Origin of the sequence: Enterobacter sp. MGH 24, from assembly GCF_000493015.1 — a bacterium.
GTDB lineage: Bacteria > Pseudomonadota > Gammaproteobacteria > Enterobacterales > Enterobacteriaceae > Enterobacter.
Map to the genome: position 1 here is coordinate 4,536,767 of NZ_KI535657.1, position 15,387 is coordinate 4,552,153.

Sequence of the window (15,387 nt, forward strand, 5' to 3'; positions counted from 1 at the left end):
ATGCTTTACAGCGAGAAATTTGCCCCACCACAAGGAGTGGAAGATGTCTTCTGTTCGAACAAACGATAACACGGCTTTTATTAACGAACTGTCGCGCCTGGTTGGCTCCTCTCACCTGCTTACCGACCCGGCCAAAACCGCCCGCTACCGTAAGGGCTTCCGCTCCGGTCAGGGCGAGGCGCTGGCGGTGGTCTTCCCCGGCACGCTGCTGGAGCTGTGGCGCGTCCTGAGCGCCTGCGTCACCGCCGACAAGATTATTTTAATGCAGGCCGCCAATACCGGCCTGACCGAAGGCTCCACGCCGAACGGCAACGATTACGATCGCGACATCGTGATTATCAGCACCCTGCGCCTCGACAAACTTCACCTGCTGGACAAAGGCGAGCAGGTGCTCGCGTTCCCCGGCACCACGCTTTACTCACTGGAAAAAGCGCTTAAGCCGCTGGGCCGTGAGCCGCACTCGGTGATTGGCTCCTCCTGTATTGGCGCCTCGGTAGTCGGTGGGATCTGCAACAACTCCGGCGGCTCGCTGGTGCAGCGCGGCCCGGCCTACACCGAGATGTCGCTGTATGCCCGCATCGACGAAAACGGCAAGCTGATGCTGGTTAACCATCTGGGAATCGATCTCGGCGTGACGCCGGAACAGATCCTCAGCAAGCTTGACGACGATCGCGTGAAGGACGAAGACGTGCAGCACGATGGTCGTCATGCGCACGATCACGACTACGTGACCCGCGTGCGGGATATCGACGCCGATACCCCAGCCCGCTACAACGCCGACCCGGACCGCCTGTTTGAATCCTCCGGCTGCGCCGGGAAGCTGGCCGTTTTTGCCGTGCGTCTGGATACTTTCCCGGCGGAGAAAAAGCAGCAGGTATTTTACATCGGCACCAACCAGCCTGAGGTTTTGACGGAGATCCGCCGTCATATTCTGGGCGAATTCACCCATCTGCCGGTGGCGGGCGAGTACATGCACCGGGACATTTACGACATCGCCGAGCGCTACGGCAAAGATACGTTCCTGATGATCGACAAGCTCGGCACCGACAAAATGCCGTTCTTCTTCACCATGAAGGGCCGCACCGACGCGATGCTGGAAAAAGTGTCGCTGTTCAAACCCCACTTCACCGACCGCTTCATGCAGAAGCTGGGTAACGTTTTCCCGGCGCATCTGCCGGAGCGGATGAAGACCTGGCGCGATAAGTATGAGCATCACCTGCTGCTGAAAATGGCCGGGGACGGGATTGCCGAAGCGCAGAGCTGGCTGACCGAATTTTTCAAAACCGCCGACGGGGATTTCTTTGCCTGTACGCCTGAAGAGGGCAGCAAGGCGTTTCTGCACCGTTTTGCCGCCGCAGGCGCCGCCATCCGTTACCAGGCGGTGCATTCCGAAGAGGTGGAAGATATTCTGGCGCTGGATATCGCCCTGCGCCGTAACGACACCGAGTGGTTTGAGCACCTCCCGCCGGAAATCGACAGCAAGCTGGTGCACAAGCTCTATTACGGCCACTTTATGTGCTATGTCTTCCATCAGGATTACATCGTCAAAAAAGGGGTCGATGCACACGAACTGAAGGAGCAGATGCTCGCTCTGCTGCGTGAACGTGGCGCACAATATCCTGCGGAACACAACGTCGGGCATCTTTATAAAGCCCCTGACGCACTTAAACAGTTTTATCGCGAGAATGACCCTACAAACAGCATGAATCCCGGCATCGGTAAAACAACGCGGAAGAAATACTGGAAAGAGAGCGCGGACGCGGAGCAGCACATAACGCAAACGTCTGATTAATTCCTACAGCCAAATTTGAGAGATTGTTAAGCGCTCCTTAATCGTAATAGAGTAATTGCTTATCGCCGGAGAAACGTTTCTCCGGCTTTCTATAACGAGGAGCAGGCACATCATGTCGGCTATTGATGTTTTATCCGAGACCGAGCTGGAAGTGCGCGACGCCCTTCCCGATGATGTGCATGCTGTTGCCGCGATCTATGCCTGGCATGTGCTTCACGGGCGCGCGTCATTTGAAGAAGTCCCCCCCACTATCGACGAAATGCGTCATCGAATGAAAAGCGTGGCGGAGAACGGTTTACCGTGGCTTATTGCGCTGTATCGCGGGATTGTAGTGGGCTACTGCTACGCCACCCCTTACCGTCCTCGACACGCCTACCGCTATACCTTAGAAGAGTCAATTTACGTGGATGCCAGCATCACCGGTCGCGGTTTTGGCTCGGCCTTAATGTCTGCGCTGATTGAACGCTGCGAACAAGGCCCGTGGCGGCAGATGATTGCCGTTGTGGGAGATGGCAACAATAATGCCGGCTCGCTGCGGCTGCATAAAAAGCACGGCTTCGAGATTGCCGGCCAGCTGCGCAGCGTGGGGTATAAGAAAGGCGACTGGCGGGATACGGTGATAATGCAGCGCCCGCTCAACGATGGAGACTGGACGCTGCCGGAATAGGCGCTTTCGCCCGGTGGCGCTTCGCTTACCGGGCCTACGTGTCGAGGTCTTTGTAGGCCGGGTAAGGCGAAGTCGCCACCCGGCGCTGACAAACGGCTCAGTCGTTCTGCGCTGTCGCCATCTGTTCCGCTTTCTGCTTTTTATACGTCAATGCTGCGGCCGGAACGGGCTGCACTTTTCCGGTCTCAATCCAGGTACGCAGGCGGCTTGCATCGGCGAAATGGGTATATTTACCGAAGGCATCCATTACCACCAGCGCAACCGGCTTACCGTTAAACACCGTGCGCATCACCAGACAGTGTCCTGCCGCGTTGGTAAAGCCGGTTTTCGTTAACTGAATATTCCAGTTATCGCGGTATACCAGATGGTTAGTGTTGCGGAACGGCAGCGTATAAGCCGGGTTCGCAAAGGTAGCCATCTCTTCACGGGTGGTACTGAGCTGACCAATCAGCGGATACTGTTTGCTGGCAATCAGCAGTTTCGTCAGATCGCGGGCCGTGGAGACGTTGTTGATCGACAGACCCGTCGGTTCAACATAATGCGTATTGGTCATCCCCAGCGCTTTGGCTTTCGCGTTCATCGCACGGATAAAGGCGTCGTAGCCGCCCGGATAGTGGTGCGCCAGGCTCGCCGCCGCACGGTTTTCAGACGACATCAGCGCCAGCAGCAGCATATTTTTACGGCTGATTTCACTGTTCAGCCGCACGCGAGAGTAGATACCTTTCATCTCCGGCGTGTGGCTAATATCCACTTTCAGCTTTTCGTCCAGCGGCAGATGGGCATCAAGCACCACCATCGCGGTCATTAATTTGGTTATCGAAGCGATCGGGCGCACCAGGTCCGGATGGCTGGCGTAGATCACCTTATTGGTGTTGAGATCGACAATCATCGCGCTGCCGGACGCAATTTGCGGCTGAGCAGCAGCGGTGGTCACTGCGGGCGTTTTAGCGACGGCCGGCACGGCAGCGGACGCGCCCAGCAACAGCGCCAGGCTAAGTAAAGAGACTCGGAATTTCAGCATGGTGAGACTTCTGATAATTATTCACGCACGTCATGACGTACACCGCCTGTATCAACGGATAAACACAGGCTGGCTTCGGCATCATAGCGGTCACCGGGCGTTGTCGCCAGCGGATAATCGTGAACAGATGCTGCATTGCTGGCATTTACGCCAGCAATGCAGTGAACTCAAAAGAGACGGTATCCATAACCCCAAAGAATAACCGTCAGCGCCAGTAGCGCCTCCAGCACCAGCACCCCAATGGCGAGCGTCGAACTGGAAAAGCTCAGGCCCTCTTCTTTATTGATATTCAGGAAGGTTGGAACCCCCAGATACAGCAGATACCCGGTGTAAAAGAGGGCAATGGTACCGATCAGCGCGCACAGCCAGACCAGTGGATAGAGCGCAACAATACCGCTTAAGAACAGCGGGGTCGCGACATATCCGGCAAAGACCATACAGTGCGCCAGCGATGGACGTTGCGGGTAGTTACGCGCCATCCAGTGAATGACCCGCCCCATGACCGCCACACCCGCCAGCATCAGGCCATAAAAAAGAATGGCCAGATAAAGCCCGGTAAACCAGGAAAGCTGAACCACGGTGCCGTCACCGAAGTTCCAGCCGATTTGTGTTGTTCCGATAAAAGCGCATATTACCGGCACCGCTGCCATCAGCAGCACATGATGCGTGTAATGATGCGAGACCGTTTCGTTCTCACTTTTAATGACATGCATTTCACGATCGGGATGGGAGAAAAGTCCCCAGACATGGTTCATAGCGCCCCCTTGTTGTCGGCCCGTCAGCGATACCTTAAGTATAATGCAGGCTTTAGATTATTTTCTGTACAGTGGGAAATTTCCGTTGATTTCCCCGCTGTTGATTCATGGGGTATATGATTAAACGAGGCACGAAGAGGGAGATAACATTTAGGTAATGGATATTAACGCACTCATTGAACAATATGGCTATGCCGCGCTGGTCATCGGTAGCGTGGCAGAAGGTGAAACCATCACGCTGTTAGGCGGCGTCGCCGCGCATCAGGGATTGCTGAAATTCCCGCTGGTCGTCGCCGCGGTCGCGCTGGGTGGCATGATTGGCGATCAGCTGCTCTACTTTCTCGGGCTGCGCTTCGGGCCCACGCTGCTTAAGCGTTTCGCAAAGCACCAGAAGAAAATCCGCCGCGCTCAACGGCTCATTCAGCGTCATCCCTATCTTTTCGTCATCGGCACGCGCTTTATGTATGGCTTTCGCATCATCGGGCCGATACTGATTGGCGCCAGCCATCTGCCGCCCAAAATTTTCCTGCCGCTCAATATTGCTGGCGCGATTGCCTGGGCGCTCATCTTTACGACGCTCGGCTACGTCGGGGGCGAAGTGATTGCGCCATGGCTGCATAATCTTGACCAGCACCTGAAGCACTGGGCGTGGCTGATTCTGGTGGTGGTTGCAGTGATTGGGGTCAGGCTGTGGCTGAAGCACCGGGAAAAGACGCGGGATGAGGATTAAGTGCGGGCTGGTGCCCTCACCCCGGCCCTCTCCCACGGGGAGAGGGAGAAAGGCATCTACCCCTCCGGCTTAAACTGCGGGTTCGCCAGCATAAACCCCCCGTCGACGATAAACGATTGCCCTGTGGTATAGCTGGCGTCGCTGTCGCACAGCCACGCGACCAGGCTGGCAATTTCTTTGGTATGGCCCGGCCTTGCCAGCGGAATTTCCGGCATTGAGCCTTCCTTCACTTCGCTATCGTCCATGTCATTCATCGGCGTGGCAATGGCACCCGGCGCGACGGCGTTCACCAGAATATTGTGTTTAACCAGTTCCATCGCCATGGATTTGGTTAACCCGCCTAGCGCATGTTTTGCCGCCGTGTAGGCACTCGCCTCCGGCAGCGGCGTGTGCTCATGCACCGAGGTAATGTTCACAATCCGCCCCCCTTTCCCCTGCTTCACCATCTGCCGGGCGGCAATTTGTGAACAGAGAAACGCGCCGTCCACGTCGACGGTGAAAATCGTCCGCCAGTCGTCAAACGGCATATCAAGGAACGGCGCTTTGGTCATCGCTCCCGCATTATTGACCAGCACGTCCAGCCGACCAAAACGCGCAATCAGCGTTTCAATGGCCTCTGCACCTTCCGGCAGCGTGCTCAAATCAAGATGGATAGCCTCCGCGCGCTGCCCCTGCGCTTCAACTTCGCGGCAGGTTTCCAGCGCTCCTTTTTCATCCGAGTGCCAGGTGACGCCAATATCAAACCCGCGTTCGGCGAGCATCAGGGCCGTGGTTTTACCAATCCCGGAATCCGATGCGGTCACAATCGCTACTCTGGTCATACTCACCTCCTGAAAAACGACAAAGAGGTAAGTATAGATAATGACCTTTTTAGCCGTGGTGATAGCCACCGCCAAGCGCCGACGTCAACTGCAGCGTGGCGTCAACATACTGGCCTTTCAGCAACACGCCGGCGAGCTGTTCCCTGAGGGCCGGTATTCTGGCTTCACTGACACGGGAGCCCGCAACGATCCCCGCGCTGAAACGCGCCTGCGCCAGCGCCACAACCCGTGCGGCATCTTTTTCAACCTGCTGCTGATGGCGGTTCTTCTCCGTCAGCGTTTCGACTTCACTTGCCGTGCGCGCCACCTGATTGACGGCTTCGACCACCGCTTTGTTGTAATTGGCCACCGAGAGGTTGTTCTGTGCCTGGGCAATATCCAGGCTGGCGTTCAGCCTGCCGCTGTCAAAAATCGGCAGCGTCAGCCCGGCGGTCACACCCATCTGCTGCGCTGAAGCGCGAAACAGATCGCTCAGATGGAGGGCATCCTGCTGTAAGAACGCCATCAGGTTCACGTCAGGATAAAAAGCCGCTCTGGCAGCCTCCACCTCGCTCATGGAGGCTTCGATGTACCAGTGCGCTTCCTGAAGATCCGGACGCCGCGCCAGCAGTTCATAACCGAGCGTCGAGGGTAGCGAAGCGTCTACCGTCGGCAGCGCATGCCGCTTAAGCGTCACGGAGGAAGAATTCGTCAGCGCGACCAGACGCGCCACGACGGCCTTCATTTTCCCGTTAACTTCTGCCAGCTGCTCTTCGGTTTTGTTGGCGTTGATATCGGTTTCAACACCCTCCACGGAGGAGGTGATCCCGTGCTGATACAGCTCGCGGTCAGCGCCGATAATATTGTCCTGTTCATGTTTGATCTGCGCGAGAACCTCCCCCACCGCGGCCTGAGTCTGCCACTCCCAGTAAAGCCGCGCTACGCTGCTGGCCAGCAGCTGGCGGGTCTGCTCCAGCTCTGCTTTTTGCGCATTCACTTTGCCAATCCGGGCCTCGACCCGGGCACGATTTTTTCCCCACAGATCGAGATCCCAGCCTGCGGTCAGGCCAAAGGTGCCGTTGGTGTACCAGGGCCCGGTGGTGCCTGCTGCCGGGTCGGTAATGGCAAAGGGCCCCATCAGCCCTTCGGCGGACATTTTCTGGCGCTCCGCATCGGCCGAAAAATCAATTTGCGGACCATCGGCCGCCATAACGGCTTTGGCCTGGGCTTCGGCAAGCGTAATGCGCTGACGGGCAATCTGCATATCCGGCGCATCGCTCAACGCTTTCGCAATAAGCGAATTAAGTTCGGGCTCGTTATACGCTTTCCACCACTCATTTTTCGGCCAGTCCTGATGACTCAGAACCGTATTCACCGACGCCGCAGTGGTTTGCGCTTTAATGGGAGATACCGTCGCATGTTCAGGTGCGCAGGCAGCCAGAATAAAAACGAAGGGAGCACTCAGAGATAAAATAAGAGAACGTTTCATGACGCCATAAGCTCAAAAAATAAAGGCGCACGTTACGCTCGATGTCATTCTTTTTTTTAGTAACGCGTGGCAAACCGCAAATTGTCATACATTTTAATACCTGGAAATTTATTCCCAAAGACAATGATTAAATTCAATATATTCATACGAACTATGAATGCGCTGCTACACTTATTCAGGACATACATGAGCGGGAGAAGGGAATGAAAATATTACTGTGGGTTATTTTGATTATATTTCTGATAGGGCTCTTAGTGGTCACCGGCGTATTCAAGATGATTTTCTGATTCATTTGCCCGGCGCATCGCCGGGCAACGTTCCTGATATCAGGCTTTCAGCGAAGCGCCTTTCGTTGCAATAACCTCTTTATACCAGTAGAAACTTTTCTTACGGCTGCGCGCCAGCGTGCCGTTACCGCCATCATCGCGATCGACGTAAATAAAACCGTAGCGTTTAGAAAGTTCAGCTTTAGACGCGCTCACCAGGTCGATTGGCCCCCAGCTGGTATACCCCATCACCTCAACGCCGTCTTCAATCGCTTCACGCACCTGTACCAGATGGTCGTTAAGGTAGCTGATGCGATAGTCATCCTGCACCACGCCGTCCGCATCCGGTTTATCCTTCGCCCCGAGGCCATTCTCCACGATAAACAGCGGCTTCTGATAGCGATCCCAGAGCACGTTTAACAGGGTACGCAGGCCGATGGGATCAATCTGCCAGCCCCACTCGGAGCTGGCCAGATGCGGGTTGGGCACCATGCTCAGGATGTTGCCGCGCGCCTGCTGGTTGAGGGCTTCATCTGCGGTAACGCAGCCCGTCATGTAGTAACTGAAGGAGATAAAATCGACGGTCGATTTCAGCGCCTCGCGGTCGGCGTCCGTTACCTCAAGCTGAATCCCGTTGTCGCGGAAGAAGCGCTGCATATAGCCCGGGTAGGCGCCGCGGCACTGCACGTCGCCAAAGAATTGCCACGCGCGGTTTTCCTGCAGCGTCTCCAGGACATCTTCCGGCTTGCAGGTCAGCGGATACATCAGGCCGCCCAGCAGCATGTTGCCGATTCTGGCATCCGGGATAATCTCGTGGCAGGCCTTCACCGCCAGCGCGCTGGCCACCAGCTGGTGGTGGATCGCCTGGTAGACCTCCGCTTTGCTGCTGGTTTCCGGCAGGCCCACGCCGGTCATCGGCGCGTGCAGAGACATATTGATTTCGTTGAAGGTCAGCCAGAGCTTCACCTTCTCTTTGTAGCGCGCAAACACGGTGCGGGCGTAGCGTTCAAAGAATTCGATAGTCTGACGGCTGCCCCAGCCGCCGTACCGTTTCACCAGCCCCCACGGCATTTCGTAATGGGACAGCGTCACCAGCGGGGTGATGTTGTGCGCGGCCAGCTCGTCAAACAGCCGGTCGTAAAACGCCAGCCCCGCTTCGTTCGGCTGCTGCTCGTCGCCGTTCGGAAAAATGCGCGTCCAGGCAATGGAGACGCGCAGGCAGCTAAAGCCCATTTCAGCGAACAGTTTGATGTCTTCCGGGTAGCGGTGATAGAAGTCGATGGCGACATCCTTGATGCCGCTGTCCCCCGCCACGCGCTCAACCACCGGCCCGAAGACGCCCTGCGGCTGAACGTCTGAGGTGGAAAGCCCTTTGCCATCCTCCAGATACGCGCCTTCTACCTGATTCGCGGCAACCGCGCCGCCCCATAAAAAATCGTCCGGGAAAGTTTTCATCACGTTCTCCTGTTATTGATGGCTTACGCTGAGCAGCGGTGCGCCGGCGTTGACGGACGTTGCCGCCACGGTCGCCACCTCGCGATACTCGTCGCTGTTACTGATAATGATCGGCGTCGCCAGGTCGTATCCGGCGTCGATAATCGCCTGTCGGTCAAACTCCAGCAGCAGGTCGCCGGGCTGCACCCTGTCGCCCACCTTCACGTGGGCGGTAAACGGCCTGCCGTCGAGCTTCACGGTGTCGATCCCCACGTGGATTAACACTTCAATCCCGCTGTCGCTGAGCAGGCCGATGGCGTGTTTGGTCTGGAAAAGAGAGGCAACCACGCCCGCAAACGGGGCCACCACTTTGTTATCGGAGGGAATGATGGCGGCACCGCTGCCCAGCAGGCCGCTGGCAAAGGTGCTATCCGGCACCTGGTCGAGCGCCAGAACGGTGCCGGTCATCGGGGATAGGACATCGTTTTCGCCTGCCGAAACCACAGGTTCCGGCGCTGTGCTCCCCGGCATGCCTGCCACCAGCGTCAGGCCACAGCTCAGCACCAGCGCTACCGCGGTGCCGATAAGGCCGCCCCACAGCGTAGCGTTTACCCCACCCGGCGGAATCATCTGGGCGATGGTAAAGATATTGGCGAAGCCGAAGGAGTAAACGTGGGTATCGCTGAAGCCGACTATCGCCCCGCCGATTGCCCCCGCCACGCAGCCAAAGATAAACGGACGGCGCAGCGGCAGGTTTACGCCGTACACAGCCGGTTCGGTAATACCAAATATCCCGGCCGTCACCGATGAGCCGGCCAGCATCTTCTGGCGGGCGTCGCGGGTACGCAGGAAAATCCCGAGCGCAGCCCCCACCTGGCCAAACACCGCCGGTAGCAGCATTGGTAGCATCGAGTCGTGGCCCAGCACCGCGAGGTTGTTAATCATCAGCGGCACCAGCCCCCAGTGCAGGCCAAAGATAACGCAGACCTGCCACAGCGCGCCCATCGCCGCGCCCGCCAGCCACGGTGCCAGGACGTAAATCCACTGGTAGCCGTTGGCCAGCAGCTGGCTGAGCCAGGTCGCCAGCGGCCCGATAACGAGGAAAGTCAGCGGCACGGTCACGCCCAGACAGATCAGCGGCGCGAAGAAGTTTTTCATCGAGGACGGCAGCAGCCTGGTGCTCTGTTTTTCCAGCCAGCAGCTGACCCACGCGGCGAGAATAATTGGGATCACCGACGAGCTGTAGTTGAACCACGTAACGGGGATGCCTAAAAAGGCTTCCGAAACCGCCCCCGGCTGCTGGCTGGCGTTAAACGCCGCAATCATCATCGGATGGGTGAGCGCCCCGCCGATCACCATAGTAATAAACGGGTTACCGCCGAATTTCTTACCTGCGGTATAGCCCAGCACCAGCGGGAAGAAGAAGAACAGCGCGTCGCTTGCCGCGAACCAGATTTTATAGGTGCCGCTTTCGGTGGTGAGCCAGCCGCAGACCACGGCCAGCGCCAGCAGCCCTTTCAGAATACCGGACGCGGCCAGAATGCCGATAAACGGAGTGAAAATCCCGGAGACGATGTCAATCAGGCGGCCCAGCAGATTGCCCTTTTCGCCCTTCGCTTCCGCGACGGGCGCGTCATCGGTAAGGCCTGCCTCATTGCGCACCGCCTGCCAGACGTCGTGGACGTGGTTGCCAATCACTACCTGAAACTGGCCGCCGCTTTCGACCACCATAATGACGCCCGGGTTTTTCTTCAGCCCTTCGGCATCCGCTTTCTGGTTCTCTTTCAGTTTGAAGCGAAGCCGGGTCGCGCAGTGCACGAGGCTGACGATGTTCTCTTTTCCGCCAACGTGGCCGAGAATATCCTTCGCTAAAGCCTGGTATTCCATCTCGATTTCCTTACATCCGATGCCCGCAGGCACCTGTTGACTGAGTACAAAAAATAAAAAAACCCGAGAACGGCCTTCTGACGAAGGCCGCGCTCAGGTTTTGCCTGCGCAGTGCAGTAACAATCCTGTTTGAGGCTTAACGCCCCTCTTTTCTCACCCGCTCGATATGAATGGCGAGGAACATAATTTCTTCGGTTGTCAGCTCACGCTGATAGCTTTTGTTCAGGTGCTGGGCGATTTTCTCAGCGCATTTCCACGCCTTCGCGTAGTTGTCTTTTACCGCCGTATGCAGCGAGACGTCGTCATCTTCCACCACGGTGCGGGTCAGCATCCGCTGGGCAAAAAACTTCAGATGCGTCACGAAACGCTGGTAGCTGAGCGACTCTTCATCGTACTCAAGCTGCAGCTGATACTTCACCAGCTGCAGGATCTCCTGCATCACCCGCGTCACGTGCATCACTTCCGGCATTTCGCTGTTCAGCTGCGCGGTGACCAGATGCAGCGCGATAAACCCGGCCTCATCCTCCTCCAGTTCGACGTTCAGGCGTCTGGCGATAATCGCCCGCGCTTCCTGCCCTAATTCGAACTCCTTCGGATACAGCCGTTTAATATCCCACAGCAGCACGTTTTTGATGGCCAGCCCTTTCTTCTGCCGCTCAATCGCAAAGTAGCAGTGATCGGTTAGGGTGATATACAAACTCTCCTGCAATTTTCCGAGCCGCTGCGCAGCCAGCCCGATGATGCGGTCGCAGGTGGTCATCACCTCCAGCGGAATTTGACTCAGCAGCTCGCCAAGTCGACGCACCAGCTCATCGCTTTGTAACGCAAACACCTTTTCAACCAACGCGGTATCCAGCGCTTCACCGACGCGCTTCTGAAAGGCCAGCCCACGGCCCATCACCACCTGTTCGCGCCCGCGCTCATCCTGAACAACCACCACGTTATTATTGAGTATCTTGGCGATTTTCATCTGAACCCCAGAAACAAAAAAACCTGACCTCCGGCAGATGCCAGAAAATCAGGTTTTGCCTGCCGAAGCAGTAACAATCCAGTTCTGGCACTCTATCAGTTTCATTCGTAGCCTCAATACGTCACGCATCAGAAACGTGATGCGGATCGACATTGCTAGAACGTCACAACGGTTTTCAGCTCCGTTACCCAGGCATCCTGCGTCCGGGATACACCGCCCGGATGGTGCCAGTACTGAATGCCCGGCTGCAGCTCCAGCCACGATACCGGACGGAAGCGATAGTAAAACTCACCGTTCAGGGAGTGGCCCGGCACCGGGTGATACGCCGGATCGTTATAGTCCGACACGCCGCTCAGGCTGTTCATATAGCGCTGGTTGCGCGCGTACTGGCTGCTCATATCAATCCAGGTTAGCCCGAAGCCAATCCAGTCTTCCGGCCGGGCGTCAAACAGCCCGCGGTAGCGCAGCGAGGCGGCGTAAACCTGGTGCATGTAGTTAGTGCTTTGATCCGCAAGGCTCATGCTGAACGAGGTGCTCAACCCGCGATTCGGATCGTCCTGGTGCTGCGTGATCTGCTGGTTCAGCCCGGCGTACATAAACCAGGTCCGGCTGTGCGTATCGAATCCGTCCGGGTCCGTCGCCCCCGCCCCGCCGGATTTGCCGCGATAGAGATCGGTTTGCGGCGCGTTGGTAAACACCACGCCGAGGTTATACGCGCCCGGCAGGCCGTTAATCAGCGGACGCGCTTCGATTTCAACCGGGAGCAAGACCCCTTTGCTGCCCTTCGTCGACCAGCTCCATGCGTGGCTGCGGCTGGAGGCGTCCGGGTTTTGCTCCATCACGCCGCCTTTTAAGGTGACGGCTGGCGTGAGCTTATACTCCAGCGTGGTGCCCCAGGTGTGAACGTTCCAGTTGTTCCAGGTCAGCGAGTTGGCCGATTTCCCGCCGCACTGGGAGAGCAGCTGAAAGTCGCACGGGATGATCTGGTCGAAGGTTTGCACCTTGTTCATCATCCCGATGCGCCAGGTCAGACGCCGGTCATCAAAGCTGCGGGCAAAGGTCAGCCAGCCCAGACGGGTAATCGACTGTCCGCCCCAGCTCTCCTGGGTCAGGTCGTTAAAGTTGACGCGCGGATCCTGCACGCGTTTGGTGGTGAGGTCGTCATTGTGGTTGCGGTTGACGATGTTCCCCTCGATACGTGCATCCGGGATGCCGGTCCAGCGCTCCAGATCCTGGTTGAAGGTCAGCGCGAACTGGTCAATATAGGCCACGTGGGAGTCGTGGTTATATCCGCCACCGCCGTTCCAGCCGATTTCATTCAGGTATCCGAGGTTATAGGTAAAACCGTTATCGTTAAGGATTTTACGTATGCCGAGCATTTCGCCCAGAACAGGCTCCGGCGGGGCTTCAAACCCTAATACCGTTCCTTTCCACTCCTGCGCCATTGTTAAAGGCGATATCATCAATAAAGCGAGGGCATAGAGATTATTTTTATTTGTCATAATAGCAACCTGTAGCTGAGTATTAGTGCGTAACTGTTCGCAGGAAATTTTTCTATTTCCTGTCGATATTTCATTTTTTTAAAATCAGTAAAAAGCGCTAAGCCAAATGTCTCTCCTGCGTAAACGACAGGCAAAAAAAAACCTAAGCGCTCCACAGCGAAAATGCTGTGGAACGCTTAGGTTTTGCCTGTTAACCAGTAACAATCCTGCGTTGAAAACAGTGGCACCTTAACACCGTCGCGCCACGTTGAAAACCAGAACTGTTTTCTGGTTTAAAAAATTGTGAGCAATTTAACGCTTATTATTTTGACTGAATCACCCGGGCAATATCAGACGACGTTTGCAAAGTACGAATTTCCTGAAATAATCCCAGCGCTTCATCGTACTCTTTACGTAAATAACTCAGCCACTGTTTAATTCGCGCGACGTGATACAAACCGGTGTCGCCCTGCTTTTCCAGACGGCTGTATTTTTGCAGCAGCGTGACGACGTCTGCCCAGGGCATACGCGGCTCGTTATATTTCACCACCCGGCTGAGGTTAGGGACATTCAGCGCGCCGCGGCCGATCATTACCGCATCGCAGCCGGTGGCCTGCAGACAGGCCTGCGCGCTCTCGTAGTCCCAGATTTCGCCGTTGGCGATCACCGGAATGGTGAGGCGTTTGCGGATCTCACCGATCGCCTGCCAGTTAATGCGCTCGGCTTTGTAGCCGTCCTCTTTGGTACGGCCATGCACCACCAGCTCGGTGGCCCCGGCCTGCTGCACCGCATCGGCGATTTCAAACTGCCGCGCGTCGCTGTCCCATCCCAGGCGCACCTTCACCGTCACCGGCAAATGCGAAGGCACGGCCTCACGCATGGCTTTCGCGCCGCGGTAGATCAGCTCAGGATCTTTCAGCAACGTCGCCCCGCCGCCGCTGCCGTTCACCAGCTTCGACGGACAGCCGCAGTTGAGATCCACCCCGTAAGAGCCCAGCTCAACCGCGCGGGCGGCGTTTTCCGCCAGCCATTCGGGGTACTGCCCGAGCAGTTGAATACGCACCAGCGTGCCGGAAGAGGTCCGGCTCTGGTTGTGCAGCTCGGGGCACAGGCGGAAGAAGGATTTTACCGGCAACAACATATCGACCACGCGCAGAAACTCCGTCACGCAGAGATCGTAATCGTTCACCTCGGTCAGAAGCTCGCGCACGAGGGAGTCGAGCACGCCTTCCATTGGGGCCAGTAAAACACGCATAGCAGTACCTGTGAAAAAAGACGCGCTATAGTAGCCGCTCTCTATATCGCTGGGAAGCGCTTCTGTTCAGGGAAAAGTCAGCTGGCGTTGCCCCGACAATGGCGCGAAACGCCGCCGCAAATGCCGCCTGCCCGGAAAACCCCAGCATCCAGGCCACCTGTTTAACTGGGTATCCGTTGGCGAGCAGGTCCAGAGAGGCACAAATCCTTGCTCGCTGTCGCCAGGCCCGGAAGCTAAAGCCGGTATCTTTAATAAAGGCGCGTGAGAATGTGCGTTCAGACATCGCGGCCTGTTCCGCCAGCCTGTCCATAGAAACATCCCAGAGATTGCTGGCAATGATGTCACAGGCAACGCGATGTAACCGCTCATCCACGGGCATCGGTAATTCGGCCGAAATCTGCTGCGCCTCGCTGAGGATGTCGAGCAGCAAAACGGCCATGCTGCGCTGACTGGCTGGCCGATATTGCTCACTGAACAGCCCGGCAATCAGCTCTTTGAACAACGCTGTCGCCATAATCACGTGAACCTCTTCTTTCCGTTTAAAAGGCTCACATTGCGATATCAGCGCCGGGCTAAACCAGACCGCACGGAGCTCCGTTGCGGATAACACGCTGTAGGTGTGTTCCTGAAAAGGCGGGATCCACAGCGCGCGCTGCGGCGGGATGACCCAGCGTTTGGTGCCGGTTTCGACCAGCATCACCCCTTTGATGGCAAACAAAAGTTGCCCCTGTGAATGCCGGTGAGGCGGATCCACTTCGCCGCGCGTATAGCGAATTGCCCCTCTGGACCATCCAATGGCATCGTCGTGAATTGGCGTTTTATCGATAACGGTTGGCATTT

At 56.8% G+C, this 15,387-nt stretch carries 12 protein-coding genes and 1 pseudogene; 3 read left to right on the forward strand and 10 right to left on the reverse strand.

Annotation, left to right across the window (positions count from 1 at the left end; genetic code table 11):
- The first annotated feature begins 43 nt into the window (after positions 1-43).
- Together dld and L370_RS00865 are read left to right on the forward strand one after the other, a co-directional pair.
- The gene (gene dld, locus L370_RS00870; RefSeq protein ID WP_023336328.1) at positions 44-1,792 is read left to right on the forward strand and encodes a D-lactate dehydrogenase; all 1,749 of its coding nucleotides are present in this window, start codon (positions 44-46) and stop codon (positions 1,790-1,792) included.
- A gap of 112 nt (positions 1,793-1,904) precedes the next feature.
- Positions 1,905-2,459 (forward strand): GNAT family N-acetyltransferase, encoded by a 555-nt coding sequence (locus tag L370_RS00865; RefSeq protein WP_023336329.1) that lies wholly within the window; start codon positions 1,905-1,907, stop codon positions 2,457-2,459.
- A gap of 97 nt (positions 2,460-2,556) precedes the next feature.
- Here L370_RS00865 and pbpG read toward each other — a convergent pair whose 3' ends face one another.
- Positions 2,557-3,480, reverse strand: a complete 924-nt coding sequence (gene pbpG, locus L370_RS00860) for a D-alanyl-D-alanine endopeptidase (RefSeq protein ID WP_023336330.1) — start codon at positions 3,478-3,480, stop codon at positions 2,557-2,559.
- A 167-nt stretch (positions 3,481-3,647) separates the two neighbouring features.
- Positions 3,648-4,235 (reverse strand): Yip1 family protein, encoded by a 588-nt coding sequence (locus L370_RS00855; RefSeq protein ID WP_013097942.1) that lies wholly within the window; start codon positions 4,233-4,235, stop codon positions 3,648-3,650.
- A 157-nt stretch (positions 4,236-4,392) separates the two neighbouring features.
- Here L370_RS00855 and L370_RS00850 point away from each other — a divergent pair, with 157 nt between their 5' ends.
- A complete protein-coding gene (locus L370_RS00850; protein ID WP_023336331.1) occupies positions 4,393-4,965 on the forward strand; it encodes a DedA family protein in 573 nt (190 codons plus the stop codon).
- 56 nt (positions 4,966-5,021) lie between these two features.
- Here L370_RS00850 and L370_RS00845 read toward each other — a convergent pair whose 3' ends face one another.
- The 8 genes and pseudogenes from L370_RS00845 to L370_RS00810 form a co-directional block, all read right to left on the reverse strand.
- On the reverse strand, positions 5,022-5,786 hold the full coding sequence (locus tag L370_RS00845; RefSeq protein ID WP_023336332.1) for an SDR family oxidoreductase: 765 nt from the start codon (positions 5,784-5,786) through the stop codon (positions 5,022-5,024).
- Positions 5,787-5,835: 49 nt separating this feature from the next.
- Positions 5,836-7,254: a multidrug resistance outer membrane protein MdtQ gene (gene mdtQ / locus L370_RS00840; protein ID WP_023336333.1), complete on the reverse strand. Its 1,419-nt coding sequence runs from the start codon at positions 7,252-7,254 to the stop codon at positions 5,836-5,838.
- 326 nt (positions 7,255-7,580) lie between these two features.
- On the reverse strand, positions 7,581-8,975 hold the full coding sequence (locus L370_RS00835; protein WP_023336334.1) for a glycoside hydrolase family 1 protein: 1,395 nt from the start codon (positions 8,973-8,975) through the stop codon (positions 7,581-7,583).
- A 12-nt stretch (positions 8,976-8,987) separates the two neighbouring features.
- Positions 8,988-10,954, reverse strand: a pseudogene (bglF, locus tag L370_RS00830) (PTS beta-glucoside transporter subunit IIABC); the annotation flags it as partial.
- A 23-nt stretch (positions 10,955-10,977) separates the two neighbouring features.
- Entirely contained in the window at positions 10,978-11,811 is an 834-nt protein-coding gene (gene licT, locus L370_RS00825) for a BglG family transcription antiterminator LicT (protein WP_023336336.1), read from the reverse strand.
- A 155-nt stretch (positions 11,812-11,966) separates the two neighbouring features.
- The gene (locus tag L370_RS00820) at positions 11,967-13,313 is read right to left on the reverse strand and encodes a carbohydrate porin (protein ID WP_023336337.1); all 1,347 of its coding nucleotides are present in this window, start codon (positions 13,311-13,313) and stop codon (positions 11,967-11,969) included.
- Between the two features lie 301 nt (positions 13,314-13,614).
- Complete coding sequence (gene dusC / locus L370_RS00815; RefSeq protein ID WP_023336338.1) at positions 13,615-14,547, reverse strand: tRNA dihydrouridine(16) synthase DusC; 933 nt, start codon at positions 14,545-14,547, stop codon at positions 13,615-13,617.
- 25 nt (positions 14,548-14,572) lie between these two features.
- Positions 14,573-15,385, reverse strand: a complete 813-nt coding sequence (locus L370_RS00810) for an AraC family transcriptional regulator (RefSeq protein ID WP_023336339.1) — start codon at positions 15,383-15,385, stop codon at positions 14,573-14,575.
- Positions 15,386-15,387: the final 2 nt, after the last annotated feature.